This is a genomic window from Kitasatospora sp. NPDC048545 (assembly GCF_040651155.1).
GTDB lineage: Bacteria > Actinomycetota > Actinomycetes > Streptomycetales > Streptomycetaceae > Kitasatospora.
The window spans coordinates 16,013-35,442 of the sequence record NZ_JBEZIQ010000064.1; the positions used below are offsets into that span (position 1 = coordinate 16,013).

General features: G+C 73.8%; 17 protein-coding genes and 4 pseudogenes. 11 read left to right on the top strand and 10 right to left on the bottom strand.

What is annotated here, in order from left to right; genetic code table 11:
- Window positions 1-4: 4 nt before the first annotated feature.
- Complete coding sequence (hutU, locus tag AB0D10_RS38650) at window positions 5-1,672, bottom strand: urocanate hydratase (protein WP_360265265.1); 1,668 nt, start codon at window positions 1,670-1,672, stop codon at window positions 5-7.
- A gap of 192 nt (window positions 1,673-1,864) precedes the next feature.
- Here hutU and AB0D10_RS38655 point away from each other — a divergent pair, with 192 nt between their 5' ends.
- Both AB0D10_RS38655 and AB0D10_RS38660 read left to right on the top strand, forming a co-directional pair.
- Complete coding sequence (locus AB0D10_RS38655) at window positions 1,865-2,194, top strand: hypothetical protein (RefSeq protein WP_360265268.1); 330 nt, start codon at window positions 1,865-1,867, stop codon at window positions 2,192-2,194.
- 17 nt (window positions 2,195-2,211) lie between these two features.
- Window positions 2,212-2,340: pseudogene (locus AB0D10_RS38660) on the top strand (Uma2 family endonuclease); the annotation flags it as partial.
- Between the two features lie 97 nt (window positions 2,341-2,437).
- On the opposite strand, the gene AB0D10_RS38665 reads toward AB0D10_RS38660, so the two are convergent.
- Together AB0D10_RS38665 and AB0D10_RS38670 are read right to left on the bottom strand one after the other, a co-directional pair.
- The gene (locus AB0D10_RS38665; protein WP_360265358.1) at window positions 2,438-2,758 is read right to left on the bottom strand and encodes a hypothetical protein; all 321 of its coding nucleotides are present in this window, start codon (window positions 2,756-2,758) and stop codon (window positions 2,438-2,440) included.
- Window positions 2,759-2,850: 92 nt separating this feature from the next.
- The gene (locus AB0D10_RS38670; protein ID WP_360265271.1) at window positions 2,851-3,720 is read right to left on the bottom strand and encodes a MurR/RpiR family transcriptional regulator; all 870 of its coding nucleotides are present in this window, start codon (window positions 3,718-3,720) and stop codon (window positions 2,851-2,853) included.
- A 329-nt stretch (window positions 3,721-4,049) separates the two neighbouring features.
- On the opposite strand from AB0D10_RS38670, the gene AB0D10_RS38675 reads away from it, so the two are divergent.
- Entirely contained in the window at window positions 4,050-4,472 is a 423-nt protein-coding gene (locus tag AB0D10_RS38675; protein WP_360265274.1) for a hypothetical protein, read from the top strand.
- Window positions 4,473-4,500: 28 nt separating this feature from the next.
- Here AB0D10_RS38675 and hutH read toward each other — a convergent pair whose 3' ends face one another.
- Together hutH and AB0D10_RS38685 are read right to left on the bottom strand one after the other, a co-directional pair.
- Window positions 4,501-6,078 (bottom strand): histidine ammonia-lyase, encoded by a 1,578-nt coding sequence (gene hutH, locus AB0D10_RS38680; RefSeq protein ID WP_360265344.1) that lies wholly within the window; start codon window positions 6,076-6,078, stop codon window positions 4,501-4,503.
- A gap of 216 nt (window positions 6,079-6,294) precedes the next feature.
- Window positions 6,295-6,852: pseudogene (locus AB0D10_RS38685) on the bottom strand (nucleotide disphospho-sugar-binding domain-containing protein); the annotation flags it as partial.
- A gap of 92 nt (window positions 6,853-6,944) precedes the next feature.
- Here AB0D10_RS38685 and AB0D10_RS38690 point away from each other — a divergent pair.
- Together AB0D10_RS38690 and AB0D10_RS38695 are read left to right on the top strand one after the other, a co-directional pair.
- Window positions 6,945-7,049: pseudogene (locus AB0D10_RS38690) on the top strand (TetR/AcrR family transcriptional regulator); the annotation flags it as partial.
- Window positions 7,026-7,484 (top strand): TetR-like C-terminal domain-containing protein, encoded by a 459-nt coding sequence (locus AB0D10_RS38695; protein WP_360265346.1) that lies wholly within the window; start codon window positions 7,026-7,028, stop codon window positions 7,482-7,484. The pseudogene AB0D10_RS38690 and the gene AB0D10_RS38695, both read left to right, overlap by 24 nt.
- Here AB0D10_RS38695 and AB0D10_RS38700 read toward each other — a convergent pair.
- From AB0D10_RS38700 to AB0D10_RS38715, 4 genes and pseudogenes are all read right to left on the bottom strand, one after another.
- Window positions 7,456-7,809 (bottom strand): hypothetical protein, encoded by a 354-nt coding sequence (locus tag AB0D10_RS38700; protein ID WP_360265277.1) that lies wholly within the window; start codon window positions 7,807-7,809, stop codon window positions 7,456-7,458. The genes AB0D10_RS38695 and AB0D10_RS38700 overlap by 29 nt on opposite strands.
- 980 nt (window positions 7,810-8,789) lie before the next feature.
- A pseudogene (locus tag AB0D10_RS38705) lies at window positions 8,790-9,815 on the bottom strand (sensor domain-containing diguanylate cyclase); the annotation flags it as partial.
- 338 nt (window positions 9,816-10,153) lie between these two features.
- Complete coding sequence (locus tag AB0D10_RS38710; RefSeq protein WP_360265279.1) at window positions 10,154-11,278, bottom strand: adenylate/guanylate cyclase domain-containing protein; 1,125 nt, start codon at window positions 11,276-11,278, stop codon at window positions 10,154-10,156.
- A gap of 173 nt (window positions 11,279-11,451) precedes the next feature.
- Window positions 11,452-12,345: a biotin--[acetyl-CoA-carboxylase] ligase gene (locus tag AB0D10_RS38715; protein WP_360265282.1), complete on the bottom strand. Its 894-nt coding sequence runs from the start codon at window positions 12,343-12,345 to the stop codon at window positions 11,452-11,454.
- 240 nt (window positions 12,346-12,585) lie between these two features.
- Between AB0D10_RS38715 and AB0D10_RS38720 the strand changes: the two genes are divergently transcribed.
- The 6 genes from AB0D10_RS38720 (at window position 12,586) to AB0D10_RS38745 (ending at window position 18,183) form a co-directional block, all read left to right on the top strand.
- Window positions 12,586-14,175 (top strand): acyl-CoA carboxylase subunit beta, encoded by a 1,590-nt coding sequence (locus AB0D10_RS38720; RefSeq protein WP_360265284.1) that lies wholly within the window; start codon window positions 12,586-12,588, stop codon window positions 14,173-14,175.
- 28 nt (window positions 14,176-14,203) lie between these two features.
- Window positions 14,204-14,425 carry an acyl-CoA carboxylase subunit epsilon gene (locus tag AB0D10_RS38725; RefSeq protein WP_360265287.1) on the top strand — a complete coding sequence of 74 codons (222 nt, stop codon included), beginning with the start codon at window positions 14,204-14,206 and terminating at the stop codon, window positions 14,423-14,425.
- A gap of 143 nt (window positions 14,426-14,568) precedes the next feature.
- A complete protein-coding gene (locus tag AB0D10_RS38730) occupies window positions 14,569-14,709 on the top strand; it encodes a hypothetical protein (RefSeq protein WP_360265290.1) in 141 nt (46 codons plus the stop codon).
- Window positions 14,710-14,743: 34 nt separating this feature from the next.
- Window positions 14,744-15,343, top strand: coding sequence for a nucleoside triphosphate pyrophosphatase (locus AB0D10_RS38735; protein ID WP_360265293.1), 600 nt, complete (start codon window positions 14,744-14,746; stop codon window positions 15,341-15,343).
- A 93-nt stretch (window positions 15,344-15,436) separates the two neighbouring features.
- Entirely contained in the window at window positions 15,437-16,171 is a 735-nt protein-coding gene (locus tag AB0D10_RS38740) for a hypothetical protein (protein ID WP_360265296.1), read from the top strand.
- Between the two features lie 236 nt (window positions 16,172-16,407).
- Window positions 16,408-18,183 (top strand): biotin carboxylase N-terminal domain-containing protein, encoded by a 1,776-nt coding sequence (locus AB0D10_RS38745; protein ID WP_360265299.1) that lies wholly within the window; start codon window positions 16,408-16,410, stop codon window positions 18,181-18,183.
- 133 nt (window positions 18,184-18,316) lie between these two features.
- Here AB0D10_RS38745 and AB0D10_RS38750 read toward each other — a convergent pair whose 3' ends face one another.
- Window positions 18,317-19,309, bottom strand: coding sequence for a DeoR/GlpR family DNA-binding transcription regulator (locus AB0D10_RS38750; RefSeq protein ID WP_360265302.1), 993 nt, complete (start codon window positions 19,307-19,309; stop codon window positions 18,317-18,319).
- Window positions 19,310-19,430 lie beyond the last annotated feature (121 nt).

Below are 19,430 nucleotides of genomic sequence, written 5' to 3' on the forward strand. Positions count from 1 at the left end.
GCTGTCACAGCTCACCCATCGGGACGCGAACCCCGCGCTCGGCGGCGACCTCGTCGGCGCGGTCGTAGCCGGCGTCCACGTGCCGGATGACGCCCATGCCCGGGTCGTTGGTGAGCACCCGGCGGATCTTCTCCCCGGCCAGCGCGGTGCCGTCGGCGACGGTGACCTGGCCGGCGTGGATGGAGCGGCCGATGCCGACGCCGCCGCCGTGGTGGATGGAGACCCAGGAGGCGCCGGAGGCGACGTTGACCATGGCGTTGAGCAGCGGCCAGTCGGCGATCGCGTCGGAGCCGTCCAGCATCGCCTCGGTCTCCCGGTACGGGGACGCGACCGAGCCGCAGTCGAGGTGGTCGCGGCCGATGACGAGCGGCGCGGACAGCTCGCCGGAGGCGACCATGTCGTTGAAGCGCTCGCCGGCCTTGTCGCGCTCGCCGTAACCGAGCCAGCAGATGCGCGCGGGCAGGCCCTGGAAGTGCACCTTCTCCTGGGCCATCTTGATCCAGCGGTGCAGCGACTCGTTCTCCGGGAAGAGGTCGAGCACGGCCTTGTCGGTCTTGTGGATGTCCTGCGGGTCGCCGGACAGGGCCGCCCAGCGGAACGGGCCCTTGCCCTCGCAGAACAGGGGGCGGATGTAGGCGGGGACGAAGCCGGGGAAGGCGAAGGCGCGGTCGTAGCCGGCCAGCTGGGCCTCGCCGCGGATCGAGTTGCCGTAGTCGAAGACCTCGGCGCCGCGGTCCAGGAAGCCGACCATGGCCTCGACGTGCCTGGCCATCGACTCGCGCGAGCGGGTGGTGAACTCGGCGGGCTTCTCGGCCGCGTAGGTGGCCATGTCGTCGAAGGAGACGCCGATCGGCAGGTAGCTCAGCGGGTCGTGGGCGCTGGTCTGGTCGGTGACGATGTCGATCGGCGCGTCCATCGCGAGCAGCTGCGGGAAGAGCTCGGCGGCGTTGCCCAGCAGGCCGATGGACAGCGGCTGCTTCTTGTCGCGGGCGGCGGTGGCCAGCTCCAGCGCGTGGCTGAGGTCCTTGGCCTCGACGTCCAGGTAGCGGTGCTCGATCCGGCGGGAGATCCGGGACGGGTCGCAGTCGATGCAGATCGCCACGCCGCCGTTCATGGTGACGGCCAGCGGCTGGGCGCCGCCCATCCCGCCGAGGCCGGCGGTGAGGGTGATGGTGCCCTCCAGGGTGCCGTTGTAGCGCTTGTTGGCGACGGCGGCGAAGGTCTCGTAGGTGCCCTGGAGGATGCCCTGGGTGCCGATGTAGATCCAGGAGCCGGCGGTCATCTGGCCGTACATGGTGAGCCCGAGGCTCTCCAGCCGGCGGAACTCCTCCCAGTTGGCCCAGTCGCCGACCAGGTTGGAGTTGGCGATCAGCACGCGCGGCGCCCACTCGTGGGTCTGCATCACGCCGACCGGGCGGCCGGACTGGACCAGCATGGTCTCGTCCTGCTTCAGGCCCTGCAGCGTCTTCACCATGGCGTCGAAGGAGCGCCAGTCCCGCGCGGCCTTCCCGGTGCCGCCGTACACGACCAGCTTCGACGGGTGCTCGGCCACCTCGGGGTCGAGGTTGTTCATCAGCATCCGCAGGGCGGCCTCCTGCTGCCAACCCTGCGTCGTGAGCGCCGTTCCGCGCGCCGCGCGAACCTCGCGCGGACCGCTCGCCTGCTGCACCATAGTCCCGGCCTCCCTGCGGATGGATTCATTCAAGCCCTGCTCGACTGAATATAACTAAACAACCGGCTTTCGACCAGACCCCGAAACCGATCGGTCCCATCCGATCAGCCGTGCCGCCGACCGGCTCCGGGCGCTAGCCTGAACCCGGCGAACACCAGCCACTCGGCCCAGTACCAGGGCGCGGAGGACACGATGACGGCCATCACCGCGCGGCCCGGCAGACTCCGGGATGTGGCGGAGGAGATCGAGCAGGGCACGGGACTTCGCGTCCGGATCATCGGAGGAACCCTGGTGATGTCCCCGACGCCTCGCGGCAAGCACGCGGGAACCGTGCGACGGCTGCGCATCCAGCTGGATCCGAAGCTGCCGGCCGACCTCGGCTCCTACGAGGTGTCGTCCATCGGCATGCCGGGCAACGACGAGGACTACGTCACCCCCGCCCTGGTCGTCCTCCCCGTGGACTGGGATCAGGACGACGAGTGGTTGTCCGACCGCACGAGGTCGCCCTGGCCGTCGAGGTGATCTCCAACTCGGAAGGCGTGAAGAGCGTCGCCACGAAGACCGACTGGTACGCCGTCGCCGGCGTGGCCCTCCTCCTCGCCATGGACCCGCGCACGGGCACCTGGACGCTCTACACCCACCCTCGCGACGGCGCCTACCAGGGCGTGCTGCACGGCAAGTACGGCGAGCCCGTCCCGCTGCCCTCGCCGCTGCCCTCCGAGTTGGACACCTCCGCGCTTCCGCTGTACGCACCCCGGAGCCGAGTCAGGCCGCCGCGCCGCCGTCCCAGTCGATGCCGATCTCGGCGAGCCAGCGGCGGTCGTCCGCGTCCGGCGTCGGCGGGGACGGCGGCCGGGGGACGTCCTGGACGGGGCCGAGGCCGTACTTCTCGGCGGCCGCGGCGGCGCGGGCGTCGGGTTCGATGACGCCGACGTGGACGGCGGACTCGTCGCCCGGGTCGAGGACGGTCAGTTCGGGATCGGGCAGCCGCCGCAGGGTGACGCGGCGTCCGCAGGCGGGGCAGGACCATTCGTCGGCACCCGAGGACAGCCGGGCGACGAACTTCATCTCGTGGATCACGCGCATGGGCGGCACCCCCTGCAGTAGGGGATGCCCGGGTTCGTGACGACTATTCCCGGCCACGCCCGGTCCGGGCCGCACCGGTTCCGGGCCCGCCCCTAGTCCAGGAACAGGCCGCGCGCCGTCGCCGACTGCTCGATCGCCTCCAACCGGGCCTCGGCGCCCGGGATTTCGTCGCACATCGCCTGCAGCAGCACCCGGCCGAGCATCATCGGCGCGCACGCGGTGTCGAAGACCAGGCCGGTGCCGACGGCGGCCGGCAGCATCAGGTCGGACAGCTTGGCGACCGGCGCGAAGGCGCTGTCGGCGACGGTCAGCACCGTCAGCCCGCACTCGCGGGCCACCGCCAGAGCGTCCATCAGCTCCCTCGGGTAGCGCGGCAGCGCGAAGCAGAGCAGCGCGCTGGCCCCGGCCGCGGTGGCCTGTTCCAGACGGTCGGCGAGCATGCTGCCGCCCTCGTCCAGCAGCCGGATGTCCGGGTGCACCTTGGCGGCGAAGTAGGCGAAGCCGCGGGCCTGTGCCGAGGCGGCCCGCAGGCCGAGCACCGGCAGTGGGCGGGAGGCGGCGAGCAGCCGGGCGGCCCGGATGATCGGCTCCGGGTCGGCGAGGAGCTCGGCGAGGTGGCGCAGGTGGGCGATCTCCGCGAGCACGGCCTGCTGGTGCTCGTTGCGCACCGCGTCGTCCGGGGTCTCCGGCGCGGCGGGCTCTCCCCCGCCGAGCTCGCGCAGCTGCCTGCGCAGCGCCGGGTAGCCGTCGTACCCGAGCGCGACCGCGAACCGGGTGACGGACGGCTGGCTGACGCCCGCGAGTTCGGCGACCTCGACGCTGGACAGGAACGGCGCCTCGGTGGCGTGCCGCACCAGCGAGTGCGCGATCCGGCGCTGGGTCGGAGTCAGCCGGTGACCCTCGAACAGCTGGAGCAGCCGGGCGGAGGGGCCGACGCTGCCGGTCTCGTCGAGGGCGGTCATCAGCGGTACCTCCGGGTGCGAGCGGTTCGGACGACGACTGTGCAGCAGCGGGCCCCGCCTGGCAAAGACGTCTCGTACGGCGGAACGCTCCGTGAGACGTCCCGAGGGTCGGACGGAAAAGATCGGTATGCGGACAGCCGGAGGAGGGCCGGAGGAAAGTCGCGCCCCGGTCCGCGGACGGCCGGGGCGCGCTCGCGGGGCGCCCGGCGGGTGACGGCCCGTCGGCCGCCCCGCACGGCTCGGGGTAACCCTGATTTGTCCCTGAGCCCGCCCGGATTCCCCCCGCGAACGGATGGACCGGGCGCCCCGTCGGCGCCACGCTGTACTCCATGGACACTCGCCAGGACGATCTGCGGCGCGACCTCGACGCCACCCTGCAGGCCCGCAAGGAGCTCGGCAAGGAGTACGAGGACGAGCTCGTCGACTCCTTCATGAAGCGTCTCGACGCCCGCCTGGACGCGCGGGTCGAGCGCTCCGTGGCCCAGCGGATGGACGACCAGGAGCCGCGCGGGTACCACGACCGCCACCAGCGGTCCCGCCGCCTGGGCTGGGGCAAGCGCTCCGGCAACGGGCTCGCGGTGGTGTCGATGGTCTTCGGCATCCCGCTGACCGCGATCGCCACCAACCCGGCGAACGGCGGCTTCGGCGGCCTGCTGGTCTGCTGGGCGGGCATCGTCGGGGTCAACTTCGCCGCCGCGTTCGGCGAGCGCCGCAACCGCGCGGACCGCCGGCCGCGGGGCGACTGGGACTGAGTCCCGGCCGCCCCGCGCCCGGGACGGGTCAGGCCAGCGGGCCGGTGACCTGCTCGACCGCGCGCACCAGCTCGCCGGAGGCGACCAGCGCCGCGGCCGCCTCCAGGTCCGGCGAGAGGAAGCGGTCGCGGCCGGCGCCGCCGACCCCCGCCTCCCGGGCGACGGCCAGCGCGGCCGCGCTCGCCGGGGCGATCCGGCCGGCCGAATCGGCCTGCTGACGGATCTCCAGCGCGCGGGCGGCGGCGGTGAGCTCGACGGCGAGGATCCGGCCGAGGTTCTCGACGGCCTGGCGCAGCTTGCGCGCGGCCGACCAGCCCATCGACACGTGGTCCTCCTGCATCGCGGAGGACGGGATCGAGTCGACCGAGGCCGGGACGGCGAGCCGCTTGTTCTCGCTGACCAGCGCCGCCTGGGTGTACTGGGCGATCATCAGGCCGGAGTCCACGCCCGGGTCGTCCGCGAGGAAGGCCGGCAGGCCGTGCGAGCGGGCCTTGTCGAGCAGCCGGTCGGTGCGGCGCTCGGAGATCGAGCCCAGGTCGGCGGCGGCGATGGCGAGGAAGTCCAGCACGTACGCGACCGGGGCGCCGTGGAAGTTGCCGTTGGACTCGACGCGGCCGTCCGGCAGCACCACCGGGTTGTCCACCGAGGCGGCCAGCTCGCGGGAGGCGACCAGCTGGGCGTGGGCCAGGGTGTCCCGGCCGGCGCCGGCCACCTGCGGGGCGCAGCGGATCGAGTAGGCGTCCTGGACTCGCGGCGCGTCGTCCTGGTGGTGGCCGGTGAGGCCGGAGTCCTTGAGGACGGCCAGCATGTTGGCGGCGCTCAGCGCCTGGCCCGGGTGCGGGCGGATCGGGGCGTGCAGCTCGGGGGCGAGCACCTTGTCGGTGCCGAGCAGCGCCTCCAGGGTCATCGCGGCGGTGATGTCGGCGGTGGTGAACAGGCGCTGCAGGTCGGCGATGGCCATCACCAGCATGCCGAGCATGCCGTCGGTGCCGTTGATGAGGGCCAGGCCCTCCTTCTCCAGCAGCTCGACCGGCTCGATCCCGGCGGCGGCGAGCAGCTCGGCGGCGGGCTTCTCCACGCCGTCCGGGCCGGTGGCGGTGCCCTCGCCCATCAGGACCAGCGCGCAGTGCGACAGCGGCGCGAGGTCGCCGGAGCAGCCGAGCGAGCCGAACTCGCGGACCACCGGGGTGATGCCCGCGTTGAGCAGGGCGGCCATGGTCTGCGCGACCAGCGGGCGCACGCCGGTGCGGCCGGAGGCCAGCGTCTTCATCCGCAGGAAGACCAGCGCGCGGACCACCTCGCGCTCGACGGCCGGCCCCATGCCGGCGGCGTGCGAGCGCACCAGCGACCGCTGCAGCTGCGCGCGCAGCTCGGGGCTGATGTGCCGGACGGCGAGCGCGCCGAAGCCGGTCGACACGCCGTAGACGGGGCGCGGCTCGGCCGCGAGGGCGTCGATCCGCGCACGGGCGGCCGCCATCTCGGCCTGCGCGTCGGGACCGATCTCGACCCGGGCGTTGCCCCGGGCGACGGCCAGAACGTCCTCGGCACTGACGTCGGCCTTGCCGACCAGGACCAGCGGAGCGTCGGGGGCCACAGCACTGTGCATATCCATATACACCATCACATCAGGTGAATGGAGATATGACAACAGGTGTTCGTCATCCGGATTCTCCGCCGTCCGGATCCGGGCCGCACGCCGCGACCCCCGCCCGCCCCGCCTCGGCCGGACGGGGCCCGGGCAGGCCCAGGCCTTCAGCTCCGCCTCGATCAGGTCCACCGCCCGGGCGGTGCCCCCCTCGGCCCGGCCGGCGGCGGACAGCTCCCGCAGCCGCTCCGCCACCGCCGGGTCGCCGACCAGCTCCAGCAGGGCCGTGCGCAGCGCCTGCGGGGTCGCCACGTCGGTGTCCAGACGGCGGGCGACGCCGAGGCCGACCAGGGCGTCGGCGGTGGCGAACTGGTCGGTGGCCTGCGGCACCGCGATCATCGGCACCGCGTGGAACAGGCCCTCACTGGAGCCGCCCATGCCCGCGTGGGTGACGAACGCGTCCGCCTGGGCGAGCACCGACAGCTGCGGCACCCAGCGGTGCACCTCGACGGTGTCCGGCACCTCGCCGAGTTCGGCCGGGTCGGTGTGCGCGCCGATCTGCAGCACCGTGTGCCAGCCCGGCAGGGCGCCGAAGGCCTGGACGCAGGCCCGGTAGAACGCCGGGTGGTGGGTGAACGCCGAACCCAGCGACACCAGCAGCACCTTCTCCGCACCGGCCGGCCGCTCCCACCGCCCCTGCTGGGCCCGGTCGCCGAAGCAGGGCCCGACGAAGTCGATCCGCTGCTCGTCGACCCGGGCGGCGTTGGGCTGCAGGGCGCGCGGGACCAGCGCGATCGCCCGCTCCGGGCGGTTCTCGAAGGCGTCGACGTCGCGCTGGACCGTGCCGGCGCAGCGAGCGCGCCCGCGCCGCCGTCCTCACCGCCGCCGCGGCACTCGTCACCGAGGTCGGCTACGGCAAGATCACCATCGAGGCGATCGCCGCCCGCGCCGGGGTCGGCAAGCAGACCATCTACCGCTGGTGGCCCTCGAAGGGCGCGGTCGTCTTCGACGCCTTCCTCGCCGCCGCCGAGCAGGAGGGCGACCTCGCCCTCCCCGACACCGGCGACCTCGCCGCCGACCTCCGGGCCGTCCTGCGCCCCACCTGCGACGAGCTCTCCGACCCGGCCACCGACCGCACCTTCCGGGCGCTCGTCGGCGAGATCCTCAACGACCCCGCGCTGCACGCCGAGTACCGCACCCGTCTGCTGGACCCGCTGCTGGAGATCACCCGCGACCGCCTGCGCGGCGCCCGCGAGGCCGGCCGGATCGCCCCCGACGCCGACCTCGACCTGGCCGTCGAACTCCTCTACGGCCCGCTCTACTACCGCTGGCAGTACCGGCTCGGCCCGCTCACCCACGACCACGCGGACCGCCTGGTCGACGCCGCGCTGCGGGCCCTCAACCCGCCTGGGACCGCGAACGCCTGACCCAGAGCACGATCAGGACGGTGGCCAGCACGCCGACCAGCAGGAGCGCGGCCAGCCAGCCGAGAAGTCCGTGGAAGAACCCGTGGAAGAACCCGTGCTTCGCCTTCTTCTTCAGCTTCGACTTGGACGCCGACGTGGACGCCGACTTCGACTTGGATCCGGCGACCTGGCTGATCCGGTGCACCCGCGCGCCGTCCCGCACCTGCGGCGCCCGGTCCGGTGCCGTCCGCACCACCGGCGCCGCCGACGCCGGGGCGGCCACCGCCACCCCGCCGCCGAACACCAGCACCCCGGCCACCGCCGCACCCGTCAACCGTCTGCCCACGACCCCGCCCCGTTCCCGCTCGACCGGCCATCCACCATGCCACCGCCCCACCCGCCGGGGGCACCCCCCGGCCGCCGACCGCGACCCACCCGCGACATCCCGGTCACCGAATCGGCACACGGCCCGGCCGGGCCGCCCGGACAGCGTCCGGCGGCCCGCCCCTCGACCCTCCGGGCCGGCCCCGAACGAGCCGGCCCCGAGTGAGTGCGGCAAGAGCATGGCAGACGAACAGGGCGGCCGCGCACGCCGGGTGGGCCCCTCGGACGCCCCGGAGCGGTCCCTCAGACCACCGGCGGGGAGGCCGCGCCCGCGAGGGCGACGGCGACCAGGGCACGCATGGCGGAGGCGGCCTGGCCGAGCGGCAGGGTTGCGTCGTCGGCGAAGAGTTCGACGAGCCAGCCGCCAGCCGGGTTCTGGCCCCCGGCGGCGACCATGCCGCGGTAGCCGGAGACGACGAGCATGGCCTCCTCCGCCGGGTCGTTGCCGGCGGCGCCGGCCCGCAGGGCGAAGGCGCCGCCGCGGGCGGCACGGCGGGTCATCGGGTAGTGGCGCAGGTCGAAGACCGCGTCGGGGGCCTCGATCTGGGCGCGCTGGGTCTCGGCGCGGGTGCTGCTGGGGCCGCTGGTCATCCGGTAGACGGCGTGCTGGGCGGTGCGCATGAGGTGGGAGCCGGGCGGGACGTAGGAGACCCACCAGCCGACGGCGTCGAGCAGCCGGGCCGAGGTCTCGGCGACGACGACGAGCTTGGCGAGGGTGTCGGCGGGGTGGACGGCCCGGGCGGTGGCGGCCTGGTCGAGGGCGGTGAGGACGGCGGTGAGCAGCTGGCCCGGGTCGGCGCTGTGGGCGGCGCCGCGGAAGCGCCGCCGGTCGCCCGAACCGGCCCGTCCGTTCGGCCCGCGCCGCCCGTCGGCCCGGTGGTGCGGGTCGGCGGCGTCGGCGAGCAGCACGGTCGGGTCGGGCGAGAAGCCGGGGCCGTGGCTGCGCCCGGCGACCACGGGGTGGGCGGCGCGGGCCGCCTTGGCCCGGTACTGCGCGGCGTCGGCGAGCCGGAAGAGCCGGTCGGGGGTGGTGACGGGCCCGATCGAGTCCCCGGTGGAGGCGACGCCGCAGGCGACGCCCTCGCCCTCGGACAGGGCGAGCGCCCGGGCACACAGCTCCTCGGCGGCGGCGACCACCTCGTCGGCCTTGTGGCCCTCCACGAGCAGGCAGAACTCGTCGCCGCCGAGCCGGGCGGCGAGGCTGCCGGGGAGCTTGGCGGCGGCCAGCGACAGCTGGTGGGCGAACCGTTCCAGCAGTCGGTCGCCCATCTCGTGGCCGAGCTGGTCGTTGACCCGTTTCAGTCCGTTGACGTCGCAGACGACCAGCGAGACGACGGTGTTGTCCCGGTTGTGGGCTTCGAGCGCGCTGTCCAGCCGGGCGTCGACGGCGCGCCGGTTGGCGAGGCCGGTGAGCGGGTCGGAGAAGGCGAGTTTGCGCAGGTCGGCAAGGCGTTCGGTCTGGGCGAGTCCGGCCGAGACCTGGGCGGCGAGCAGGGTGGCGTAGTCGGCGTCGGCCTCGGTGAACTCGGGCACCCCGACGGACCGGGCGAGGTACAGCTCACCCCAGGCCTGCCCGTGCAGCACGATCGGCGCGACCACGCAGCAGGCCCGCCCGCGCCGGCGCAGCGCCGCGGCGCGCTCCCGGCAGTACGCGCCGGCGGTCGGGTGCACGTGGCCGGCGTGCGGTTCGCTGTTCTCGGCGCTCTGCAGCCAGGCGCGCGGCAGGCGCCCGGTGGTCCAGCGTTCCTCCAGATACGTGACGATCTCGGGGAAGTCGGCGACGGGGTAGGACTCGTCCTCGGGCAGTTCCTCCTCGCCGGGGGCGAGGTCGCCGTGGTTGACCAGGACCCGCAGGCGGCCGGATTCGCGGTCCCAGACCGAGACGGCGGCCATGGTGGCGCCGAGGGCCTCGGTGGCCCGGCAGGCGGCGGCACGGACGGCCTCCAGCGGGGTGAGCGCGCCGGCCATGTCCTGGGCGAGCTCGACCACGGACTGCAGTCGCAGGTCGGGCAGCGGGTCGCGGTGCGGCGAGCCGCCGCAGTCGCAGCCGCGGTCCGTCATGATCGCCTCACTGCTCACCGGCTCGCCTCGCTCCCGTGCTCGGTCCTGCCGGACCCCCGTCGCCCGGTCGCACCCAACCGGCCGCTTGCACCAAGACTATGGCGAGTTCGTTCGGTTATGCCCCGTTTGCCCGGATGGACCGCCCTCGGGCCGTACGGGTTTCAACCGTTCGACACGGGGAAGGCCGCCGCCGGAGCGTGCCCGCCGAACCACCCGAAGCCGAACCGCCCGCGGCCGCCACGGTGCTACTCGGCCTTCAGCCGTCGGGTGAGCAGCCACGGCTCGACCAGCCCGAGCCCCCGCACCGGCCGCCGCCACATCGGCTGCAGGTGGAACCGGGCGCCGGCGTCCGGCCCCGGCATCGGCAGCCCGGAGGCGGGCATCCCGGCGGCGGCCGACAGCGCCTCGGCCAGTCCCGGCCCCTCGGAGTCGGCCGGGGCGACACTGCCGTTCTGCTCCAGCGCGGCGGCGAACTCGCCGTCGATCAGCACCGCGTCCTTGGGCGCGATCGAGGTGAGCCGGCTGGCCAGGTTGACGGTGGTGCCGAAGACGTCGCCCATCCGTGAGGTGACCGTGCCGAAGGCCATGCCGACCCGCAGCGGCGGGATCGCGTCGTCCCCGGCGAGCGCCTCGATCAGGCTGAGCGCGATCTCGGCGGCGGTCGCCGGGTCCTCGGAGACGTAGAGGATCTCGTCGCCGAGGGTCTTGATCACCCGTCCGCCCTGCCCGGCGATCAGGTCGGAGCAGGTGTTCTCGAAGGTCTCGACGAGTTCGCCGAGTTCCTCCTCCTCCAGCCGCCGGGACAGCCGGGTGAAGCCGACCAGGTCGGCGAAGCCGACGGCGAGCCGCCCGCTGGTGATCTCGTGGTCCTCGGCGGCCTGCACCACCCGCCCGGTGACGGCGGCCAGCTGGCGGCGCCAGACGTACACCAGGAACTGCTCCAGTTCCGGCAGCAGCAGCTCGACCAGCGGGTACGCGACGTCGGCGCGGGTCAGTCCGGGCTCGACGGACTGGGTGAGGTTCTCCAGGAAGGTGTCCATCTGCCAGCCGGCCAGCCGGGCCGTGGTCTGGCCGGTGGAACGGGCGACCTGGATCGCCATCGACTCGCTCAGCAGCCCGGACTCGACCAGGCCGGCCAGCCGGCGCAGCGCGATCACGTCGCCGTCGGTGAGCGCCCGGGACTGGCCGATGTCGGGGAAGCCCATGGCCCGCCAGAACCGGGTGGCCAGCTCCATCGGGACGTCGGCGGCGCGCGCGGCCTGGTACGGCGTGTAACGGCGCGGCGCGTCCAGGATCAGGCGTTCCAGTTCGAGCGCGACCGTGGGGTCGGTGCTGCCCGCCGTCGTGCCGCTGCTGCCGTCCTCTGCCACCGGTCCGTCCCCGTGCGGTCGCCGCACTCGCCTCGTGTCCTACCTGTCCGGGCGCGCCGTCCGCCACCCGGGCGGACAGTGGCGCGCCTCACACCGCTGCCAGGTGGAATGTTCGCACGGAATCGCCGGATCCGGGGCATCCGCCCGGGTCAAGGAGAGGTGAAGCCTGCCGTTCAGCGGGGTTCGGGGCGCACGTGGACGACGTCGCCCGCACCGACCGCCCGGCGTGCGCCGTCGGGCGTGCGGACCACCAGCCGGCCGTCGCCGTCCACCGCCACCGCCTCGCCGGACAGCTCGGTGTCGCCGGGCAGGTGGACCTTCACCTGGCGGCCGAGCGTGGTGCAGCGGTCCACGTAGGCGCGCAGCAGGTCGCTGGCGTGCGGGTCGCCGGCAGCGGCCGTCCACTCGCGGTACAGCCCGGCGAGTTCGCGCAGCAGGGCCCGCAGCAGGGTGCCCCGGTCGGTGGTGGTGGCGCCGGCCAGCGCGAGCGAAGCGGCGGTGGGAACGGGCAGCTCGTCGGCCCGCAGCGAGACGTTGAGGCCGAGGCCGACGACCACCGCGCCGCCGGACAGCTCGGTGAGGATGCCGCCGATCTTGCGCTCCGCGCCGTCCACCTCCACCTGCAGGTCGTTGGGCCACTTCAGCCCGACCTCGACCTCGGCGACCCGGCCGAGCGTGCTCGCCGCAGCCACCCCGACCAGGATCGGAAGCCAGCCGTAGCGCTCGACCGGCACCTCCTCGGGGCGCAGCAGGACGGACAGGAACAGCCCGGAGCGGGCCGGGGCGGTCCACCGGCGGTCCAGCCGCCCGCGCGCGGCGCTCTGTGCCTCGGCCACCAGCACCGCACCCTGGGCGGCGCCGGCCCTGGCCCGGGCGGCGAGGTCGCTGTTGGTGGAGCCGGTCTCGGTGACGACGTCGAGGGAGGTCCACAGCCCGCCCGGGACGAGCAGGTCGTGGCGCAGCGCCTCCTCGTCCAGCGGCGGACGGTCCAGATCGGTCCAGGGGGACGGTCCGGTGCGGCCGAAGCCGCGCAGTCCGCTGCGTCGAGGGGTGTCGGGTGCGGTCATGGGGGAAACCCTAGATCGTGGGCGCGGCCGCGGGGCGTAGGCCGCCCCATCGTCCCGCAGAACGCGCCCCGATAAAACTGTGTCGATGGCCATAACGCCAGGACGTGCCGGATCGCCCTCCGCGCTGGCTACGCTACCCAGCGGTAGTTCGTAGCGCCGCCCTGCCCTCATGCGCGGGCCCACCACCCGGCCCGCGCGCACTCGAACAGGTCGCGGCCAAGGATCAGGGAGAGCCACCGGATGACCGAGGCGCCGTACGACCCCCACACGACCGCGGGCAAGCTCGCCGACCTGCGACGCAGGCTGGACGAGGCCGTGCACTCCGGCTCGTCCAAGGCCGTGGAGAAGCAGCACGCCAAGGGCAAGCTGACCGCCCGCGAGCGGGTCGTCGAGCTGCTGGACGAGGACTCCTTCGTGGAGTTCGACGAGTTCGCCCGGCACCGCTCGACCAACTTCGGCCAGGAGAGGAACCGCCCGTACGGCGACGGCGTGGTGACCGGCTACGGCACCGTCGACGGCCGTCAGGTCGCGGTCTTCGCCCAGGACTTCACCGTCTTCGGCGGCTCCCTGGGCGAGGTCTTCGGCGAGAAGATCGTCAAGGTGATGGACTTCGCGCTGAAGACCGGCTGCCCGGTCATCGGCATCAACGACTCCGGCGGCGCCCGGATCCAGGAGGGCGTGGTCTCGCTCGGCCTGTACGGCGAGATCTTCCGCCGCAACGTGCACGCCTCGGGCGTCATCCCGCAGATCTCGCTGATCATGGGCCCCTGCGCGGGCGGCGCGGTGTACTCCCCGGCGATCACCGACTTCGTGGTGATGGCCGACCGGACCTCGCACATGTTCATCACCGGCCCGGACGTGATCAAGACCGTCACCGGTGAGGACGTCGGCATGGAGGAGCTGGGCGGCGCGCGCACCCACAACACCAAGTCCGGCAACGCGCACTACCTGGCCGCGGACGAGAAGGAGGCCGTCGAGTACGTCAAGAGCCTGCTCTCGTACCTGCCCTCCAACAACCTGAGCGACGCGCCCTCGTACCCGGAGCAGGCCGACCTGACGGTCACCGACGAGGACCTCGAACTCGACACGATCGTGCCGGACTCGGCGAACCAGCCGTACGACATGCGCAAGGTGATCGAGCACGTCGTCGACGACGGCGAGTTCCTGGAGACCCAGCCGCTGTACGCCGGCAACATCATCACCGGTTTCGGCCGGGTCGAGGGCCAGTCGGTCGGCATCGTCGGCAACCAGCCGATGGACCTGGCCGGCTGCCTGGACATCAACGCCAGCGAGAAGGCCGCCCGCTTCATCCGCACCTGCGACTCGTTCAACATCCCGGTGCTGACCTTCGTGGACGTGCCCGGCTTCCTGCCCGGCACCGAGCAGGAGTGGGACGGCATCATCCGCCGCGGCGCCAAGCTGATCTACGCCTACGCCGAGGCCACCGTCCCGCTGATCACCGTGATCACCCGCAAGGCCTTCGGCGGCGCGTACGACGTCATGGGCTCCAAGCACCTCGGCGCCGACCTCAACCTGGCCTGGCCGACCGCCCAGATCGCCGTGATGGGCGCGCAGGGCGCGGTCAACATCCTGCACCGCCGGGAGATCGCCGAGGCCGAGGCGGCCGGCAACGCCGAGGCGAAGCGGGCCGAGCTGATCGCCTCGTACGAGGACACCCTGCTGAACCCGTACCTGGCGGCCGAGCGCGGCTACGTCGACGCGGTCATCGCGCCGAGCGAGACCCGTCGGCACATCGTCCGGGGCCTGCGGGCGCTGCGCGGCAAGCGCGAGGTGCTGCCGCCGAAGAAGCACGGCAACATCCCCCTGTAGACCCGTCCCCGTCGGGAGAGAACCAGCCATGTCCCCGATCCACGTGCTGCACGGGCAGCCGACCCCCGAGGAGCTGGCCACCGTTCTGGCGGTGGTCCAGGCCCGGGCCGCCGCCGCGCAGGCCGCCGCCGAGGCGGCGCGCCGGGCCGGCGACGGCCCGGCATCCCCCTGGAACGACCGCTCCCGCCTGCTCCGCCCCGCCGTCCACCCGGGCGTCAACGCCTGGCGGACGTCCGGCTGGGCACGCTGAGGCGTCCGGAGCGGGACGTCGGCCCGGCCGGCGTCCCGCTCCGTGCTGCACCCGCCCGCACCCGCCCGCACCCGCCCGGATCGCCCGAAACCTGAGTACGGATACTCAGGCGCCCGGGCCCGGGCCCGGCGCACTCTGGACGGGTGCTCTGGTCAGACCCCCGCGACGAGCCCTCGCCCGAGGCCCGTCGGATGCAGGAACGGATGCAGCGGGCCGGCCGGGTGCTCGGCGCCCTGGTGCTGGTCGGCTCCGTCCTGCTCATGATCGCCCGGATGTTCACCTGAAAGGCGGACACCCGCACCCCCTACCCTGGTGGGCATGACCGACCAGCGCGCCCTCGTCCTCGCCTCCGCTTCCCCCGCCCGCCTCGGGCTGCTGCGCCAGGCGGGTCTCGACCCACGCGTGGTGGTCAGCGGCGTCGACGAGGACGCGATCAGCGCCGCCTCCCCCGCCGAGCTCGCGCTCGTGCTGGCCGAGGCCAAGGCGAAGGCCGTCGCCGCCGAACTCACCGGCGGCGAGCTGGTGGTCGGCTGCGACTCCGTCCTGGAGCTGGACGGGCAGGCGCTCGGCAAGCCCGCCGACGCCACCGAGGCACTGGCCCGCTGGCAGTCGATGCGCGGCCGCGCCGGGGTCCTGCGCACCGGCCACTGCGTGATCGACACGGTGACGGGCCGACAGTCCTCGGCCACCGCCTCCACCACCGTCCGCTTCGGCACGCCGGACGACGACGAGATCGCCGCGTACGTGGCCTCCGGCGAACCGCTGCACGTGGCCGGGGCGTTCACCCTCGACGGCCGCTCGGCGCCGTTCATCGACGGCATCGACGGCGACCCGGGCAACGTCATCGGCCTCTCCCTGCCGCTGCTGCGCCGGCTGCTCGCCGACCTCGACGTCCGGCTGGTCGACCTCTGGGCCTGACGACCCGGCCGATCCGTGACCCAAGTGACATCCCGCTCCCGACAGTTGTGCCTCTAAGCTGACCGCCGTCCACACGGGGGAGGGAACACGGCGATGACCGACAGCGTGCTCAACGTGGTGCTGGGTCTGGTGGCCAGCGCCATCAGTGCCGGCCTCGGCTGGCTCGCCCAGGCCGTGCGGCGCCGCCGCAGGGTCGAGCGGGTGCGGGAGTTCCTCGGGCTGCCCGCCGACAGCGAGTGCCTGATCGTGGTGCCGCGCAGCATCGGCACGGGCTCGCACGCGCACACCGTGACCCGCCGGGACGCCTACGCCCTGATGTGGCTGGCCGGGCTGGTCGAGGAGTGCGGGGCGCGGCCCGAACTGGTCGCGCACGACGCCGCGCACCGGGGTCTGGGCGCCAAGACCGAGCTCTGCCTGGGCGGCCCGGTCAGCAACGAGCGGATGGCCGCCCACCTGGCCTGGGGACTGCCGGGCGTGCTGGTCACCTCCGGCCCCGGCCCGGGCAGCAACGTGCTCGTGGTGGGCGACCGCGACTTCACCGCCGACCACGACCAGACGCACACCCTGCTGGCCCGGATCGCCACCCCGGACGGCGGCCGCCCGGTGTTCCTGATCGCCGGCCAGACCGGCACCGCCAACCAGGCCGGCGTGCGCTACCTGGTGTCCCACCACCGCGAACTCGCCCGCCGGCACGGCCGCAACGGCACCTTCGCGATGGTCCTGCGGGTGGTCAATCCGGAGGCGTACGGGCCGGACATGGTGGAGCTGGTGGCCGACGTCACCGCCGAGGCGCTGCAGCGGCCCGGCGCCCGCTCCGGCGCCGCTTGAGCCGTCCGCGCGAGAGTGTGGCCCATGCCACCGTCCCGCCGCGCCGCGGCCCCGTCACCCGCCGTGGCCCCCGCCCTTCCGGGCACACCAGCCGCGACCTGCGGAGTCTCCGTACCGGCCGGTACGGGGACCGGAAATTCCATCACCGAGCGTGTGGGATAGTTCACAACCCGGGGCTACTCGCCGGTACTGCCCAGGAATCCATAAACTCAACGAGGTTCAAGAAGGGAGCCACAGTGCGCAAGGTGCTCATCGCCAACCGCGGGGAAATCGCCGTCCGCGTCGCCCGGGCCTGCTCGGACGCCGGTATCGCCAGCGTCGCCGTCTACGCCGAGCCGGACCGGGATGCGCTGCACGTCCGCGCGGCCGACGAGGCTTACGCGCTGGGCGGTGACACCCCCGCTACCAGCTACCTGGACATCGCCAAGGTCCTCAAGGCGGCCGCCGACTCCGGTGCGGACGCCGTCCACCCCGGCTACGGGTTCCTGTCGGAGAACGCCGACTTCGCCCAGGCCGTCCTCGACGCGGGTCTGATCTGGATCGGCCCGCCGCCGCAGGCCATCCGCGACCTCGGCGACAAGGTGACCGCCCGGCACGTGGCGCAGCGCGCCGGTGCCCCGCTGGTCGCCGGTACGCCGGACCCGGTCTCGGGCGCCGACGAGGTCGTCGTCTTCGCCCGGGAGCACGGCCTGCCGGTCGCCATCAAGGCGGCCTTCGGCGGCGGCGGCCGCGGCCTCAAGGTCGCCCGCACCCTGGAGGAGATCCCGGAGCTGTACGAGTCCGCCGTCCGCGAGGCGGTCGCCGCCTTCGGTCGCGGCGAGTGCTTCGTCGAGCGCTACCTGGACAACCCGCGGCACGTCGAGACCCAGTGCCTCGCCGACAAGCACGGCAACGTGGTGGTCGTGTCCACCCGTGACTGCTCGCTGCAGCGCCGCCACCAGAAGCTGGTCGAGGAGGCGCCCGCGCCGTTCCTGACCCCCGAGCAGAACGCCGAGCTGTACCGGGCGTCCAAGGCCATCCTGAAGGAGGCCGGCTACGAGGGCGCCGGGACCTGCGAGTTCCTGGTCGCGCTGGACGGCACGATCTCCTTCCTGGAGGTCAACACCCGTCTGCAGGTCGAGCACCCGGTCACCGAGGAGGTCACCGGCCTGGACCTGGTCCGGGAGATGTTCCGGATCGCCGACGGCGAGGAGCTCGGCTACGGCGACCCCGAGGTCCGCGGCCACTCCTTCGAGTTCCGCATCAACGGCGAGGACCCGGGCCGGGGCTTCCTGCCCGCGCCCGGCACCGTGACCCTGTTCGCCCCGCCGTCCGGCCCGGGCGTGCGCCTGGACTCCGGCGTGGAGACCGGCTCGGTCATCGGCCCGGCCTGGGACTCCCTGCTGGCCAAGCTGGTCGTCACCGGCCGTGACCGCAAGCAGGCCCTGGAGCGGGCCCGCCGCGCGCTGAGCGAGTTCAAGGTGGAGGGCATGGCCACCGCCATCCCGTTCCACCAGGCGGTCGTCACCGACCCGGCGTTCGCGCCGGAGGTGCACGGCAGCGACGGACCGTTCACCGTCTTCACCCGGTGGATCGAGACCGAGTTCGACAACACCATCCCGCCGTTCGCCGGTGCCGCCGGTGAGGGCGAGGAGGCCGAGGGCCGGGAGACCGTCGTCGTCGAGGTCGGCGGCAAGCGGATCGAGGTCTCGCTGCCGTCCTCGCTGGGCGTCGCCGCGGCCCCGGCGGCCGGTGCGACGGGCACCGCCAAGGCCAAGCGCCGGGTGGGCGCCAAGAAGGCCGGTTCGGCCGTCAGCGGCGACACCCTGGCCTCGCCGATGCAGGGCACCATCGTCAAGGTCGCCGTCGAGGAGGGCCAGGTCGTCGCCGAGGGCGAGCTGATCGTGGTCCTGGAGGCGATGAAGATGGAGCAGCCGCTGAACGCCCACAAGGCGGGCACCGTCGTCGGCCTCAAGGCCGAGGTGGGCGCCAGCGTCAGCAGCGGTGCCGCGCTCTGCGAGATCAAGGACTGACCCCGCCGGGGCCGGCCCCGATCAGGGACCGTTCCTGATCGGGGCCCGGCCCGCCCGGCGGGCACCGACCGGTCCGTACGCCCTCCGGGGCGTGCGGGCCGGTCGTCTTCGTGCGCGGCCGCGCACGGGCCGCTCAGCGCCCGCGCGGCAGGCCCAGCTCGGCCAGCCGCGCCGGCATCCCGCCGGGGCCGACCGGGCCGCCGTGGGCGCCGGGGCGGCGCTGGCCGGGCAGCGGCGCGCCGCCGGGGGGCGGGCCGGTGCGGCGGGCCATCGGGCCGGGCTGGGTCTGGTGCACGGGGCCGCTGCCGGTGCCGTGCACCGGGGCGTCGCCGCTCGGGGCCGCCCCGATCGGCGCCAGGTCGATCTGCACCCCGCAGTCGGCCAGGGCGTCCAGCTCGCGCGCGGTGCCGTCGTCCGCGGTGGCCTGCTCGTCGGTGACCAGCCGGGTGATCGTCTCGGTGGCGACGGTCTGGAACATGCCGGCCGCGCCGAGCTTGGTGTGGTCGGCGAGGACGATGACCTCGGCGGCCGCCAGCACCATGGCCCGGTCCACGCTCGCGGACAGCATGTTCGCGGTCGACAGGCCGCGGTCGGCCGTCAGCCCGCTGCCGGAGATGAAGGCCTTGGTGACCCTCAGCCCCTGCAGAGACTGCTCCGCGCCGCTGCCCACCAGCGCGTAGTTGGAGCCGCGCAGGGTGCCGCCGGTCATCACCACCTCGACCCGGTTGGCGTGCGCCAGTGCCTGGGCGACCAGCAGCGAGTTGGTGACCACCGTCAGACCGGGCACCCGTGCCAGCCGGCGGGCCAGCTCCTGGGTGGTGGTGCCGGCGCCGACCACCACCGCGTCGCCCTCCTCCACCAGGCCGGCGGCGAGGTCCGCGATGGCGCTCTTCTCCGCCGCCGACAGGTGGGTCTTCTGCGGGTAACCGGGTTCGCGGCTGAAGCCGCCGGGGAGCACCGCGCCGCCGTGCCGGCGGTCGAGGAGCCCTTCTGCCTCCAGCGCCCGCACGTCACGGCGCACGGTCACTTCGGAGGTCTGGACGACGCGGGCCAACTCCCGGAGCGAGACCGCTCCGTTGGCGCGCACCATTTCGAGGATCAACTGGCGACGTTCTGCAGCAAACACAGAACCGACGGTAACCTGCGTGACCGTCTGCTTTCAGGCGTTTGCAGCTAGTAGCGGGAATTGCTCACGCACGAGCGGCGCGTGACCGTACAATACGCGCCGTCAATAGCCCGGGACTGCG